The following is a 14,330-nucleotide window of genomic DNA, read 5'->3' as shown; positions in this document are numbered from 1 at the left end:
CTGAGCGACAACGCCCATGTCCCGCTATCGAATTCCCGGCCCGCTGGGTCTGTATCCGGTGGCGCACCGGTTCGACACTGGTACGCCCACACCGTGGCGCCCAGCTCAGCCGCCCGGGGTTGCCCACGGCGGCGTGCCTTCGTCGGACGTGCTGCTTGCGAGCACGGCGCCGGCCACCGCTTCGCAAGCCCGCGATGTTACTGCAGCCGAAGGCGAGCGCATCGTCGCCGAGGCCGCTCTTTGGAAGGACACGCCCTATGCGGATCAGCCGCATCTGCAGCCACCCGGGCCGTACCGGCAGTACAACGGCGCCGGCGCCGAGCGCGGGGTGGGCGGCGACTGCTCCGGCAGCACCTGGAAGGTTTACGGCGCTGCCGGCTTCCCCTATACCTATCGCGCCTCGGGGCAGTGGTCCCAAGCCGTCAACAGCGGTCACATCCCGTTCCGGCGCCTGAGTGAAGGCGAGGCTGGGCAAGCAGGCGACGTGCTGCAGTTCAATGGGCATCTCGCCATTCTCGCCAGCCCCGGCCAGATGTGGACCGCCCGACGCTCGGGCTATTCGGCCACCGGCGAGTACTTCAACCGCCCCTTCACCTTGATGGCGATCCAGTACTGGGGCAACCCGGTCATCGCGCGCTATCGCTATCGCGTGAGCACGGCCGCGACCACAACAACGGGGCTTGCATGAGCGCACTTGCCCGCTCGTTTCGGGCGTGTCTGTGGTCGGCGCTGAGCTTCCTTGCCTGTTCCGGCCTGGGCTGCGCGCAGCACCCTCCCTCCAAGCCGGAACTCGATCCGCGCCGGCTGTTTGCACCAGAGCTGCAGTGGACGCCGGTAGCGGAGTTCCCCGCGGTGACCGACGCGGAACTCCGCGCGCTTTCGGCTGACCTGCGTGTCGCGTACATGGCGAGCGCTGTACGCCACGCCCTGCAGGAGAACGACGTGGGATCGGAGCACAGCTGCAGCTTCGTGGCGCGAGCGCTGGGGAGCGATGGGGATGTTCGCGGCAGTTTCCGCTGGCTGGGAAACTCCACGGAAGCCAAGCATCGAATCCTCTACACCGGAACCTCCCACTGTTCCGAGGCTTCCGTCAGCGTGCTCTGGACGCGCGAACCTGATGCTTGGCATGTCGCCTCCTGGGCCTTCGGAGATGCGCTGTATGTCCAGCTTGAGCATGATCCCGCCGGCGCATTCCTGTTGAGGCTTGCTGCCTGCTGTGCCGACCGCGTGGATGTCTACAGGATCCAGGCATTGTCAGATCCCGAGCCCCTGGCGCAGGTGGGGGTCGACGCCCAGACGCAGGCGCCGGCTTCAGGCGCCGCGCCCGAGCCGGTGACCACCCGTAGCGAAGGCCTGCTGCGAAGTTCACCGGTGCGCGACGACACTCCCAACGAGGTCCTGACGCTCTGGGCCGAGGCGCCCGTGTTCGGCAATCAGCTGGATCGCTTCGAGAGCGGTGTGAGCGGCTGGGCTACCGCACGGCTGCGTGCACCCGGCAGCGATGAGGATTGGTGCTTCTTGAGCCTGCCGCGTGCCGCGCGATCTCCGACCACGACAGGAGTGTTCGGTGTGCAGGCGGGCTGGACCGAGTGCAGCCACCTCCGGGCAGGGCACTGACTTCGAAACCCCTCGCGTGACGCGCTGGCCGGATGCCTCGCGCGGCTACAGCACATCTACCGCGCTCACACCCGACTGCGAAACAGGCGGGGCCTGCTCGCGCAGGCCCCGCTGTGTGCCCCTGGGGAGAGGCAGGCATCCACTGGTGCGGCTTACAGGCTGTAGTACAGCTGGTACTCCAGCGGGTGCGTGGCGGCGCGGAACTTGGTGACCTCCTGCATCTTCAGCGCGATGTAGCCGTCGATGAAGTCGTCGCTCATCACGCCGCCGGCCTTCAGGAACTCGCGATCCTTGTCGAGGGCGTCGAGCGCCTGGTCGAGGCTGTGGCAGACGGTCGGGAAGTTCTTCTCTTCTTCAGGCGGCAGGTCGTAGAGGTCCTTGTCGCTGGGCGCGCCCGGGTCGATCTTGTTCAGGATGCCGTCGATGCCGGCCATCATCAGCGCGGTGAAGGTCAGGTAGCCCGAGTTCATCGGATCGGGGAAGCGCATCTCGATGCGGCGCGCCTTCGGGTTGCTGACGAAGGGGATGCGGCAGCTGGCCGAACGGTTGCTGGCGGAGTAGGCCAGCATCACCGGCGCTTCGAAGCCGGGCACCAGGCGCTTGTAGCTGTTGGTGGTGGAGTTCGAGAAGGCGTTGATGGCGCGCGCGTGCTTGAACACGCCGCCGATGTACCACAGCGCCAGCTGCGACAAGCCGGCATAGCCCTCGCCGCTGAACAGGTTGCTGCCACCCTTGGCCAGCGACTGGTGGACGTGCATGCCGCTGCCGTTGTCGCCGACGATCGGCTTGGGCATGAAGGTGGCGGTCTTGCCGTTGCGATGGGCGACGTTCTTGACGATGTACTTCAGCATCGTCAGCTCGTCGGCCTTCTTCACCAGGGTGTTGAACTTCGCGCCGATCTCGCACTGGCCGGGGCCGGCGACTTCATGGTGGTGCACTTCGACCTCAATGCCGACCTGCTCCAGCAGGCGGCACATCTCGCCGCGGATGTCGTGCAGCGAGTCGACCGGCGCCACCGGGAAGTAGCCGCCCTTGACGGTCGGACGGTGGCCGCTGTTGCCGCCGTCGTACTTGCGGTTGGTGTTCCACGGCGCTTCCTCGGAGTCGACCTCGAAGGACGCGCCGCTCATCTCGTTCTTGTAGCGAACGGAGTCGAAGATGAAGAACTCGGGCTCGGGGCCGAAGAAGGCGGTGTCGGCGATGCCGGTCGACTTCAGGTAGGCCTCGGCCCGCTTGGCCACGCCGCGCGGGTCGCGGGTGTAGCCCTGCATGGTCTTGGGGTCGAGGATGTCGCAGATCAGGACCAGGGTCGGATCAGCGGTGAACGGATCGATGAAGGCCGTGCTCGGATCCGGCAGCAGCACCATGTCGGACTCGTTGATGCCGCGCCAGCCCGGGATCGAGCTGCCGTCGAACATCTTGCCGTCCTCGAACAGGCCGGGCTCGAGCACGCGGGCCGGGAAGGTGACGTGGTGCTGTACGCCGCGGACGTCGGTGAATCGCAGATCGATCCACTCGATCTCATTGTCCTGGGCCAGCTTCTGAACCTGTTCGAACGACATGAAACGCTCCGCGGGTGGTGGGGACTGCTGCAGTTGCAGCAATCATCATGCCAGCGGCGACGGTTTGCCATGTCTTTGTTTTATATGATTATTCCGGAAGATCAGAAGGCCCATCGCACCATACACGTGCGGACCGACAGGCAATTGCACCCTTTTGGCGCAGCCTGCTGCGAAACGGGCAAACGGGCGTCAGAGCGCCTGCACGGGCGCGCGCCGGCGGATCCACGCCACCAGCGACAGCATCACCGGCACCTCGACCAGCACGCCGACGACCGTCGCCAGCGCCGCCCCCGAACCCAGCCCGAACAGGCTGATCGCCACTGCGACCGCGAGCTCGAAGAAGTTGCTGGTGCCGATCAGGGCAGAGGGTCCGGCGACGCAGTGGGGCACCTTGAGCCAGCGGTTCAGGCCCATCGCAATCGCCGCGATCAGATAGGCCTGGATGACGATCGGCACCGCCAGCAGCAGGATGATCAGCGGCTGGGCGAGAATCTGCCGGCCCTGGAAACCGAACAGCAGCACCAGGGTGAGCAGCAGGGCAAGCATGGAGACTGGCCCGAGCCCCGCCTGCACGCGCTCGAAGGTCTGGGCACCGCGCGCAAGCAGCCACGTCCGCAGCGCCTGTGCGATCAGCAGGGGCACCACGATGTACAGGCCGACCGACAGCAGCAGGGTGGCCCAGGGCACGCTGATCGCCGACACGCCCAGCAGCAGGGCGACGATGGGTGCGAAGGCGAACACCATCACCGCGTCGTTCAGCGCGACCTGGCTCAGGGTGAAATTGGGCTCGCCGTCGACGAGGTTCGACCACACGAACACCATCGCGGTGCAGGGGGCGGCGCCCAGCAGGATCAGCCCGGCCACATAGCTGTCGAGCTGATCGGTGGGCAGCCAGTCAGCGAACAGCCCGTAGATGAAGAGCGCGCCCAGTGCGGCCATGGTGAATGGCTTGATCAGCCAGTTCACCGCCAAGGTGACCCCGATCGCCCGCGCCTGCCGGCCGACTTCGCGCATGCGCGCGAAGTCGATCTTCATCAGCATGGGGATGATCATCAGCCAGATCAGCAGGGCCATCGGCAGGTTGACGTGCTCGACCTCCATGGCGGACAGCGCCACGAAGGCTGAGGGAAACAGCTCGCCGAGCCCGATGCCGACGAGGATGCACAGCGCCACCCACAGCGTCAGGTAGCGGCCGAACAGATCCAGGCCGGGGCGCTGCGCCGGGATGCTGTCCTGCATCACCGCGGTCACGCCGGCACGCCCAGCTCGGCCAGCAGGCGGCGCACGCGTGCAGCAATGTCGTCGCGCACCGCCCGGTAGGCCTCATCGTCCATGTGCTTGGGATCGGGCAGCGCCCAATCCTCGCGGCGCTTCGCAGGCACCCAGGGGCAGGAATCGCCGCAGCCCATGGTGATCACCGCGTCGAAGTCGATGCCTGCGATTTCGTCCAGCGACTTCGAGCCGTGCGCCGCCAGGTCGTAGCCCAGCTCAGCCATGAAGCGCACGGCCTTCGGATTGATCACGCCCGAGGGTCGGGAGCCGGCGCTGTGCGCCTCGACGTGCACGCCTCCATGCATGCGCGCAAGCGCTTCCGCCATCTGACTGCGGTTGGCATTTTCGACGCAGACGAACAGGACGCGGACAGGTTCGGAACTCACGGGGCGGTCTCCTGAAGCGGCGGTGGACAGAGGCTGGCCGGCGCGCAGCTGGCACCGGCGCAGCAGTTTTCGGTGAGGTAGGCGAGCAGGTCGTTCATGCGCCGGAAATCAGCGGCCAGCTGGATCTGTCGCCCCTCGCGTCGGTCCTGGACGAGGCCGGCGGCACGCAGCTGGTTCAGGTGAGAGCTCAGCGTGGGGCCGGGAATGCCGAGCCGGTCCTTAAGTTCTCCCACGCAGAGGCCGGCCGGTCCGGCCTGGACCAGCGCGCGGAAGGCAGCGAGTCGATGCTCCTGGCCCAGCGCCCGCAGGCAGTAGAGTGCAATCAAGGTGTCCATGATTCTATGCTTCCGGAAACGTCGAAATGATGACACAAGGAAAGGCCCGCGTGTGCGGGCCCCGGTCCCTGCTTCCCTCATGTCGAGCGATGCGTCCGACGGGCCTCCTGCCCGACCGGCATCACCGCGTGCGCGTCCCTGCGCAGGTGGGCCCTCCCTGGCCCCCGGCCCCGGCACCGTCCTGGCACCGGTCTCCGGACTCCCGGCGGCAGTGCCGACGGGCGGGCGGGGCATCCGGCCCCGCCATCACCGGGAAATCGGCATCCAATCAGCGCACGCTGAAGGGACTGCTGCGCATGCCGGGCACGTAACGGCGGGTCTGGGCATAGCCGCTGCTGCGGCCGTAACCGATGCCGAAGTCGCGTTCGCGGTAGCGCTCGTGGCCGTCGTCCTGCTGGGGCAGCGGACGCGTCGGCAGGGGGGCCGTGACAGCCGGCGTGCGCGGGGTCGTGCGGGGGTCCGGGCTGTTCATGGTGGTGTCTCCGTGATGTGGTGTGCTGGTAGACTACAACACCAAATCGAGCGCGCGATAGGCCATAAGTCATGATCGACCTTGGGCGTAGGCCTGCAGTGGGGATCGGTTCAGGAATGGCGGCGAACCAGACGCGCCGCCGCGGGGCGAGGGCACCCTCGCCATCGATGATCATGCGGGCTCGGATGCGGCCTGGGCGCGACCCGATTGGGCTCAGTTTTCGCCGAGGCGGCGCGCCAGCGCGCGCGCGCGGCGGGCCCGGCTGATCACGCCGGTGACCAGATGGCGCGGCTGGATCGGCTTGGTGAAGAAATCATCGCCACCGGCGGCCAGCACGTCGAAACGCACGTCCTGCTCGTGATCGCCCGACAGGAACACGATTGACAGCAGTTCGCTGCCGGGCAGGGCGCGGATGCGCGAGGCGATCTCGATGCCGTCGATGCCCGGCATGTACAGATCCAACAGGACCACCTCGGGCTGGAACTCGCGCACCGCCTCGACCGCCTGCTCGGGGTCCATGCAGGCGCGGGTCTGCACGTTCTGGCTGCGCAGCACCGCCTCGCAGAACAGGATCTGGCTGCGATCGTCGTCGACGATCAGCACGCGGAAGGGTCTGGCCTGGCCCGGCTGCACGGCTTCGAGCACGCGCGTGGCGAGCGCCTCGACGCCGTCGGCATGGCGGATCACCTCATCGGCGCCGGCGCGCAGGGCGAACATGCGCTCGGCGGGATCAGCGCTGCGGGTCAGCACCAGCAGGGCGAGGCGGCGGTCTTCGCTGCGATAGGCATGGCCGAAGGCGCGCGCGCGGCGGGCGTACTCCGGCAGTTCGGTGGCATCGATCAGCACGGCGTCAAGCCCGGCCTGGATCGGCTGGCTGATCGCCGCTTCGACATCGCTGCGCGCCTGCACCTCGATACCTGTGTCGCGCAGCCGCTCCGCGAGCGCACCCGCCAGCACACTGTCCTGACTTACCAGCAGCAGGGTGCGTGCGGGTTGCGCCGAGCTGGCCGCCGCGGCAGGCAGCAGGTCCAGATGCACTTCCGGAGACAGGTCCTCGCACAGCCGGCGCAGGCGCAGGCGCTGGTTCGGATCGGGCTGGCGGCCTTCCTCGACGAAAGAACACAGATAGGCGGACAGCGCGATCGCGTGCTCGACCACATCGGCGACACCTGCCATATCAGCCTCGTGCACCAGTTCATCGAGGCGCTCGTGCAGGGCCAACACTTCGGTCGGCTGCCACTGGCCCATCAACAGGCGGCCAAAGCTCTCCACCCACTCGCGGGCCCGCCCCTGGGCGGCGAGCGTCTTGGCGCTGGCGAGTTCAGCGGGCTGGGCCGAGGACATGGGCGGAGTCCGGAAAAAGGGGCTGCGGTACGGGCCGTTGGCGACGTGTCGCTGGCCGATTCTAGCAACGCTGCGCAGCGATGCTGCCGCAGTGCGACACACGGGCCGCCGACAGCGGCTTGCAAGCTTCTTGCCGCAGGACGCTGACGCGGGCTTCACCTCGTTCAGCTGCGAGGGAACAAAGCCCTGTCGGCTGCAGTCATGCTTGCCCGCGCCCCGAAGCCTTGATGTTCCGGGCCCCTCCCCTTCCCCCTTGGAGCGCCCCATGAGTCAACCGATCCGCGTGCTTGCCTGGATCCTCGGCGTCCTGATCGTGCTGGCCGGCGTCGCGCTCGCCCTGGCCACGCCGCTGGCCGCGGCCTTCGGCGCCACGCCGGTGTTCAACAGCGTCATCCTCGCGGTGTTCGCGGTGGGCCTCGCGGTCAACCTGCTGCAGGTGCTGCGCCTGCAGCGCGAAGTGCGCTGGATCGAGGACTACCGCCGCGCCAGCCCGGACCGTCCGCCCGGCGGCCAGCCCCTGCTGCTGGCGCCGATGGCCAAGATGCTCGGCAAGGGCGTCAAGCCGCAGAGCCTGTCGACCGCGTCGACCCGCACCATCCTCGACAGCGTCTACCTGCGGCTTGAGGAGCAGCGCGACCTCTCGCGCTACCTGATCGGGCTGCTGATTTTCCTCGGCCTGCTCGGCACCTTCTGGGGCCTGCTGATCACCATTGGCTCGGTCAGCGAGATCATCGCCGGGCTGTCGGCCGGCACCGATGCCGCGCAGATGTTCGAACAGCTGAAGTCGCGCCTGCAGGAACCTCTGGGCGGCATGGCGACCAGCTTCTCGACTTCGCTGTTCGGCCTTGCCGGCTCGCTGGTGCTGGGCCTGACCGACCTGCTCACCGCGCGCGCCGCCAACCGCTTCTACAACGAAGTCGAGGAATGGCTCTCGGGCATGACCCGGCTCTCGGCCGGTGGCATCGGCAGCGGCGAGGGCGAGGCCAGCGTGCCGGCCTATGTGCAGGCGCTGCTGGAGCAGACCGCCGACGGTCTGGAGCGCATGCAGCGCGCCATTGTCGAAAGCGAGCGCGAGCGCCGCGGCGCCGCCGAGCAGATGGCCGAACTCTCGACCCACCTGGCGCGACTCGCCGACACCCAGGTCGAGCTGCGCGGCGCGCTGAAGGCCCTGGGGCAGGGCAACACGCTCAGCGAGGACCTGCGCTCGGAGTTCCGCCTGCTCGGCCGCACCATCGCGGCCGCCGGCGAGGCGCGCCGGGGCGCGCCGTGAGCACGCTTGCCGCGCGCCGCCGCCGCGGCGTCGACTTCTGGCCGGGCTTCGTCGATGCCCTGTCGGCTCTGCTGATGGTGCTGGTGTTCCTGCTGCTGGTGTTCGCGGTCGGTCAGTTCGCACTGTCCGATGCACTGTCAGGCCGCGACCGCGCGCTGGATGCGCTGAACCGCGAACTTGCGGCGCTGGCCGAAGCCCTGTCGATGGAACGCGGCGCCAAGGAGCAGGCCCTGGTCCAGGTCGGCGACCTTACCGCCAGCCTCTCCACCAGCGAGCAGGCGAGGACCCAGCTGCAGCTCGACCTCGACAGCACCCGCGACACCCTCAGCGACAGCGAGGAGGAGCGCGCACGCCTGACCGCCGACGTCAACGCGCTGGCGGAGCTGAAGCGCCAGCTCGAAGCCGAGCTGGCCTCGCGCCTGGCCGAGCTGGAGGAAAACAAGGACAAGCTGGTCGTGCAGACCGACCTGTCGGCCAAGGCAGCCGCCCAGGCCGAGCTGCTCAACCGCCAGCTGCTGGCACTGCGCGAGCAGCTGGCGCGGGTCGAAGCCGCGCTGGCCACCGCCGAAAGCACTGCGCGGCAGAAGGATCTGCAGCTCGAAGAGCTGGGTGCACGCCTGAATCTGGCGCTGGCCGATCGGGTCAACGAACTCACCCGCTACCGCTCCGAGTTCTTCGGCAAGCTGCGCGCAGCGCTCGGCAACCGCGCCGACATCCAGGTGGTGGGCGACCGCTTCGTGGTGCCCTCGGAGCTGCTCTTTCCCAGCGCCTCCGACGAGCTGAACCCGGCCGGCATCCAGCAACTGCAGCAGCTGGCCAGCACCCTGAAAGAGGTCAGCGCGCAGATCCCCGGCGATGTCGACTGGGTGCTGCGCATCGATGGCCACACCGATCGCCGCCCGATCAGCACCGGCCGCTTTCCCTCCAACTGGGAGCTGTCTGCCGCGCGCGCCATCGCCATCGTCAAATTCCTGACCCAGGCCGGCATTCCGCCGCAGCGTCTGGCCGCCAATGGTTTCGGTGAGCACCATCCGCTCGACCCCGGCAGCAGCGAGGACGCCTTGGCACGCAATCGCCGAATCGAGATCCAGCTGACCAACCGCTGAGCCTCAGACTGAGGACGCCGCCGGCACGCTGCCGGCGCCGTCCCTCAGGCGAAGCCTAGCCGAGCCTGCCTGCCAGGCCTCGAACAACGCGCCTGCATGGAGTGGGCCCTGGCCCACCAAGGCCTCCCTCTGCATGCAGCGTACGGACACCACCGCATGCCGTGCGCGCCGGCAGCGAAGCGCTCAAGCCACCCCCAGGCTTTCGACCAGCCGCGGCAGCGCCTCGCCAGCGCTGGCCCGCCACACGCCATCCATGCGCCCACTGAGGGCCGACATCTCCGGGTTGATCTCAAAGCGCGGGCAACTTCCGGGCGCGATGTCCGGCAGCCCGGCGGCGGGATTCACCAGGCCCGAGGTGCCGACCACCAGCACCAGATCGGCCGCCCGCGCGGCACGTCCAGCCGCAGTGAATTCCTCGACCGGAAGTGATTCGCCGAACCAGACGACACCGGGTCGCAAGGGCCCGCCGCAGGCGCTGCAGGCCGGTGGGGCGACGCGCAGTTCGGGCGCATCCGCCCAGCACGGATCGATCTCGATGGGCTGATCGGCATCGCAGTCACGGCAGCGGGTGGCAGCGATGCGCCCATGCAGGTGCAGCACCTCTGCACTGCCGGCACGCTCGTGGAGGTCATCGACGTTCTGCGTCGCCAGCACCAGGCCGGGCTTGAGCCGCGCCAGCGCCGCCAGCGCGCGATGCCCGGCATGCGGCTGCGCCCGTGCGATCTTCGCCATCCGCCAGCGGTACCAGGCCCAGACCAGGGGCGGATCGGCATCGAAGGCTTCGGGTGTCGCCAGCTGCAGCGGATCGAAACGCGACCACAGGCTGTCCTCGCCGCCGCGGAAGGTGGCGATGCCGCTTTCCGCCGACATGCCTGCGCCGCTCAGCAGCAGCGGGCGCAAGGCGCGACGCAGAGCGTCCAGCAGGCCTGCGGGGGGTGGTCGTAGTGCAGGGCTGATGTCACGCATGCGGTCTCCGCGGGTCGGGTGCGCGTTCGTCGGCAAGCCTCACAGTCCGCTGGTGCGAATTGCAAGGCTTGCTACCATCCACGCCCTCTTCACCGTCTGGACTTCCGCCATGAAGCCGCGTCTCGCCGTGCTGCCCGCTGCGCTTGCCCTTCTGATGCTCACCGCCTGCGGCAAGGACGAGGGCCCGCTGCCACCGCTCGCCTATGTGCCCGCCGACACCCCCTACGTGATGGGCGCGATCGAGCCGATCCCGCAGGCGGTTGCCGACCAATGGCTGGCGCTGAGCAACACCCTGCTGCCGCTGTACCGCGACCTGCTGGACCAGAGCATCGCCGAACTCGAAGGCAAGCCGGCCGAAGAGGCCCCTGGCCTGCCCCTGCTGCGCGGCATGCGCGCCGAGCTCGAGGGCAAGACCGACCTGGCCCAGCTGGCTGAGGCCTGGGGCCTGACGCTGACCCCGCTGAGCGCGGTCTACGGCATCGATCTGGTGCCCGTGCTGCGCCTGGAGCTGGCCGACCCGGCGCGCTTCGCGGAGGGCGTGGCGCGCATGGAGACAGCCGCCGGCCTCACTCTGACCCGCGGCACCGTCGATGATCTGCCCTACTGGAGCTTCCAGCCCGAAGGCGCACCGCTGCGCCTGGTGTTCGCCACCCAGGCCAACCAGCTCGTGGCGACGCTGGCACCGACCGCGCCGGATGATGCCCTGCTGCGTCGCCTGCTCGGTCTGGAGTTGCCCGAATCCAACCTGCTCGAGGCCGGCACCCTGGCCGCGCTGAACACGCGACTCGGCTTCGTCGCCTACGGCTCGGGCTACCTCGACCATGCCCGCCTGTTCGAGCTGTTCATGAAGCCGATGACCGGCAGCCAGGGTGCCTTCATGAAGGCGCTCAAGATCACCCCGCCGGACACCAGCTCCGAGGCCTGCCTGAGCGAAGGCCGCGCGCTGACCTCGCAGTGGCCGCGTACTGCGGTCGGCTATACCCGCTTCGACGCCAGCGGCTACCGCATGCGCGCCCTGATCGAAGCGCCGAAGCCGGTGATGGACGACCTGCGCACGGTGCTGGCGCCGACGCCTGGCCTGGCCGAAGCCGCGAATGCCCTGGTCAGCTTTTCGTTCGCGCTGAAGGCCGACGCCCTGCCGCCGCTGGCCAGCAAATGGGCCAACGCCGTACGCAGTGCGCCGTGGACCTGCGAAGCCCTGCAGCCGCTCAATGAAAGCTTCAGCGAGCTGGGCGATGCGCTGCAGAACCCGGCCGTGTACGCGATCGGCCCCAGCGCCAATGCCTTCCACGTGCTGCTCAGCACGTTCGAGCTGCCGGCCGGCGGCCTGTCCTCGGGCGAAACGCCCAGCTTCGAAGGCAAGCTGCTGATCGGCTCGCCGAACCCGCAGGGCCTGGTGGCGATGGCGCGCAACTTCGTGCCGCAGCTGGCCGAGTTCCGCCTCGAAACCGACGCCGAGCCGGTCGCCCTGCCGACGCTGCCGGACGCACCCGTCGACCTGCAGCTGTTCGGTGCGGCCAGCGGCCAGGCGCTGGGCATCGCCATCGGCGAGGCCCAGCGCGACAGCCTGCGCACCTCGCTCGCGGTCGACGCCGGCGGCCCGCAACCGTTGCTGCAGTTCAGCTACCAGGGCAAGTTCTACGGTGGGGTGATGCGCAGCGTGATGGAGGAAGCCGCCAAGGCCGATCCGAACGCGCCGGACATGAGCGCGATGTTCAAGCTCTACGAGGACATGATCGAGCGCGCCGACGGCCAGATCCTGTTCAGCGCCGAGGGCATCGAGTTCACCAGCGAGTACGTGGTGCCGAAGCGCTGAGGTCACGTGCACGCGGCGCGCAGCGGTCGTTCGATCGCTGCGCGCTGCACGCGCGGGTCAGAAGCCGTACTGGCTGAAGCCGCCGTCCACGGCGAGACACTGCCCGGTGATGTAGCTCGCCGCCGGCAGGCACAGGAAGGCCACCGCAGCCGCGACCTCCTCGGGCTCGCCCACCCGCCGCATCGGCGTGCGCTCGATGACTTCATCGAGGTAGTCCGGATCCGCCAGCTTCGGCGAGGTGCGTCGCGTGCGGATGTACCAGGGGGCGACCGTGTTGACGCGGATGCCGTCCTCCGCCCATTCGCAGGCGAGATTGCGCGAGAGCTGGTGCAGGCCGGCCTTGCTCATGCCGTAGGGCGCGCCGGTGCGCACGTGGTTCAGGCCCGACACCGAGCCGATGTTGACGATGCTCGACTGCGCATGCTGGCGCAGCAGCGGATAGGCCAGCCGGCACAGCTCGAAGGGCGCGGCCAGGTTCAGCTCGACGATCGCCCGCCACTGCGCGTCCTCGTAGTCCACCGCCGCGCGGCTGTCATTGGTGCCGGCGTTGTTGACCAGGATCGACAGCGCCTCGCCGCGGTCCTCGATCCAGTCGAACAGGGCGATGCGCTCCTCCGGCTGCCCGAGATCGGCGGCGAAGGTCGAGCACGACAGTCCGCCGATGTCCTCTTCCAGCTCGGCCTGCGCCTGGGCGAGCCGCTCGCCCTCGCGCGCCACCAGCAGCAGGCGCGCGCCGAGCGCGCCCAGCTCGCGCGCGCAGGCCAGGCCGATGCCCCAGCTGGCGCCGGTGATCAGGGCCACCTGGCCGTCCAGACGCCAGCGCGATGCACTCATGCCACGACCTCGATGCAGGGAATCCGGCGGGCATAATCGCAGGCCACTACCGCCGCGAGAACCCGCATGCGCGCCGACCTCCGCCAGATCGCCCCCAGCCTGCTCGTGCTCCTGCTCGGTGCTTGTACCGAAACCCCTGCGCCAGTGAGCGACTGCAGCCCGCAGGCGCAGTGGCGCGCCGGCCTCGAACGCCGCCTGCCCGACCCGACCTGCAGCGAGGACGCCGCCAAGGAAGCCCATCTGCTCGGCACCGAACTGGCCGGCCTGCGCGCGGAGTTCGCCGAGATCGGCGAGCGGCTGCGCGGCGCCAGCGAAGACCAGGCCGGCGCCCTGCAGCGGCGCCAGCGCCAGCTGCAGATCGATATCGAAGCCATCGAATCGGAAGCGCGCATCCAGGGCTGGATGCAGGACTGAGGCGGGCGGACTTCGCCCGCGATCCCAGCGCTCCCTCAAGAGTGGATGGCGGATGCGCTGCGCTTATCCGCCCTACGGCTCGAGAGACGCCTTGCCCGCATCGAAGCGCTAGGCTCCTGCGCGCGTAGGTTACATAAGCGCAGCGCATGTACCGCCCCCCCGCCCCAGCCCCTGACCAGACGCCACGCCCGCCCCCCATCACGCCCTCCGCACCCTGCAGCCTGATCGCCAACGCGCGTCAAGGATGACGGCAGGAGGTCGAAAGGCCAACGAAAACGGGCGCCCGAAGGCGCCCGTCATGTGCATCGAAGTCGATGGACTCAGTCCTCCAGCGGAATCACCTCGACTTCCTCGAAGTTCGAAGGCCGCGTCTCGGCGGCGCGCTGGGTCGCCTGCGCCCGCGGCGGGGTGCCGCCGCCGCAGCGCCAGGTGCCAAAGCGCTGCTCGCCGTTCATCGGCTCGGCCAGCGGCTTCAGCGTATCGCCCTGGCCGCCCGCGGCCTGATTGCGCGCCAGCGTCTCCAACTCGTCGCGCACCTTGATCTCGTTGCGGTCAACGAAGCCGACGCGATCGCGCACGCTGACGCTGATCTCGCTCAACATCGGCCCGCAGCGGCTCATGTCCGCACTGGCATCCACCACCCGGATCTGTTTGGCCTCGGGCTCGATCTTGACCCAGGTGCAGGCCGGCAGCAGGGCGACGAGAGCGGCGGCAAGGGCAACGTGGATGCGAGGCGACATGGCTGGGGCTCCGGGGTTCTTGATCGCGCGGAGTCTAGCAAGCGCTGGCGCACACGCAGCGGCAAGCGTGGATGCTCCGTTCAGCAAGCGCGTACCCAGCCTCCAGCCAGAGATAGCGACCCGCAGTCTCGGCTCGTCTGGCCTGCCCGCTACCCGTCAGAACTGGCAGCGTGTGGTCCCGGGTCAGCGGGAGTTC

Annotated in this window: 15 protein-coding genes; 6 read left to right on the top strand and 9 right to left on the bottom strand. The window is 68.8% G+C overall.

The window, feature by feature from the left end; translation table 11 throughout:
• Positions 1 to 16: 16 nt before the first annotated feature.
• Together Q0654_RS07050 and Q0654_RS07045 are read left to right on the top strand one after the other, a co-directional pair.
• Entirely contained in the window at positions 17 to 688 is a 672-nt protein-coding gene (locus Q0654_RS07050) for a hypothetical protein (RefSeq protein ID WP_298852068.1), read from the top strand.
• A 164-nt stretch (positions 689 to 852) separates the two neighbouring features.
• A complete protein-coding gene (locus Q0654_RS07045) occupies positions 853 to 1,617 on the top strand; it encodes a hypothetical protein (protein ID WP_298852065.1) in 765 nt (254 codons plus the stop codon).
• 152 nt (positions 1,618 to 1,769) lie between these two features.
• Here the strand turns inward: Q0654_RS07045 and glnA are convergent, their stop codons facing one another.
• From glnA to Q0654_RS07015, 6 genes are all read right to left on the bottom strand, one after another.
• Complete coding sequence (glnA, locus tag Q0654_RS07040) at positions 1,770 to 3,179, bottom strand: type I glutamate--ammonia ligase (protein ID WP_298852063.1); 1,410 nt, start codon at positions 3,177 to 3,179, stop codon at positions 1,770 to 1,772.
• A gap of 189 nt (positions 3,180 to 3,368) precedes the next feature.
• The gene (gene arsB, locus Q0654_RS07035; RefSeq protein ID WP_343230127.1) at positions 3,369 to 4,385 is read right to left on the bottom strand and encodes an ACR3 family arsenite efflux transporter; all 1,017 of its coding nucleotides are present in this window, start codon (positions 4,383 to 4,385) and stop codon (positions 3,369 to 3,371) included.
• A 41-nt stretch (positions 4,386 to 4,426) separates the two neighbouring features.
• The gene (locus Q0654_RS07030; protein WP_298852058.1) at positions 4,427 to 4,837 is read right to left on the bottom strand and encodes an arsenate reductase ArsC; all 411 of its coding nucleotides are present in this window, start codon (positions 4,835 to 4,837) and stop codon (positions 4,427 to 4,429) included.
• Positions 4,834 to 5,172, bottom strand: a complete 339-nt coding sequence (locus Q0654_RS07025; RefSeq protein WP_298852055.1) for a metalloregulator ArsR/SmtB family transcription factor — start codon at positions 5,170 to 5,172, stop codon at positions 4,834 to 4,836. The genes Q0654_RS07030 and Q0654_RS07025 overlap by 4 nt, the downstream gene beginning before the upstream one ends.
• 268 nt (positions 5,173 to 5,440) lie before the next feature.
• Entirely contained in the window at positions 5,441 to 5,644 is a 204-nt protein-coding gene (locus tag Q0654_RS07020; protein WP_298852052.1) for a hypothetical protein, read from the bottom strand.
• 213 nt (positions 5,645 to 5,857) lie between these two features.
• Entirely contained in the window at positions 5,858 to 6,988 is a 1,131-nt protein-coding gene (locus Q0654_RS07015; RefSeq protein WP_298852050.1) for a response regulator, read from the bottom strand.
• Positions 6,989 to 7,253: 265 nt separating this feature from the next.
• Between Q0654_RS07015 and Q0654_RS07010 the strand changes: the two genes are divergently transcribed.
• Positions 7,254 to 8,258 (top strand): flagellar motor protein MotA, encoded by a 1,005-nt coding sequence (locus Q0654_RS07010; RefSeq protein ID WP_298852047.1) that lies wholly within the window; start codon positions 7,254 to 7,256, stop codon positions 8,256 to 8,258.
• Positions 8,255 to 9,364 carry a peptidoglycan -binding protein gene (locus tag Q0654_RS07005; protein WP_298852045.1) on the top strand — a complete coding sequence of 370 codons (1,110 nt, stop codon included), beginning with the start codon at positions 8,255 to 8,257 and terminating at the stop codon, positions 9,362 to 9,364. The genes Q0654_RS07010 and Q0654_RS07005 overlap by 4 nt, the downstream gene beginning before the upstream one ends.
• 183 nt (positions 9,365 to 9,547) lie before the next feature.
• On the opposite strand, the gene Q0654_RS07000 is transcribed toward Q0654_RS07005, so the two are convergent.
• Complete coding sequence (locus tag Q0654_RS07000; protein ID WP_298852043.1) at positions 9,548 to 10,330, bottom strand: NAD-dependent protein deacylase; 783 nt, start codon at positions 10,328 to 10,330, stop codon at positions 9,548 to 9,550.
• 109 nt (positions 10,331 to 10,439) lie between these two features.
• Here Q0654_RS07000 and Q0654_RS06995 point away from each other — a divergent pair, with 109 nt between their 5' ends.
• On the top strand, positions 10,440 to 12,146 hold the full coding sequence (locus tag Q0654_RS06995; protein WP_298852040.1) for a hypothetical protein: 1,707 nt from the start codon (positions 10,440 to 10,442) through the stop codon (positions 12,144 to 12,146).
• A gap of 57 nt (positions 12,147 to 12,203) precedes the next feature.
• Here Q0654_RS06995 and Q0654_RS06990 read toward each other — a convergent pair whose 3' ends face one another.
• Complete coding sequence (locus Q0654_RS06990; RefSeq protein WP_298852037.1) at positions 12,204 to 12,980, bottom strand: SDR family oxidoreductase; 777 nt, start codon at positions 12,978 to 12,980, stop codon at positions 12,204 to 12,206.
• Positions 12,981 to 13,046: 66 nt separating this feature from the next.
• Here Q0654_RS06990 and Q0654_RS06985 point away from each other — a divergent pair, with 66 nt between their 5' ends.
• Positions 13,047 to 13,394 carry a hypothetical protein gene (locus tag Q0654_RS06985; RefSeq protein ID WP_298852035.1) on the top strand — a complete coding sequence of 116 codons (348 nt, stop codon included), beginning with the start codon at positions 13,047 to 13,049 and terminating at the stop codon, positions 13,392 to 13,394.
• Between the two features lie 320 nt (positions 13,395 to 13,714).
• On the opposite strand, the gene Q0654_RS06980 is transcribed toward Q0654_RS06985, so the two are convergent.
• The gene (locus tag Q0654_RS06980) at positions 13,715 to 14,134 is read right to left on the bottom strand and encodes a DUF4156 domain-containing protein (protein ID WP_298852032.1); all 420 of its coding nucleotides are present in this window, start codon (positions 14,132 to 14,134) and stop codon (positions 13,715 to 13,717) included.
• Positions 14,135 to 14,330: the final 196 nt, after the last annotated feature.

Source organism: uncultured Aquimonas sp. (assembly GCF_937888285.1).
GTDB lineage: Bacteria > Pseudomonadota > Gammaproteobacteria > Xanthomonadales > Xanthomonadaceae > Aquimonas.
Note: the sequence above shows the minus strand (reverse complement) of the source record. Positions and strands in the feature narration are given on the sequence as shown.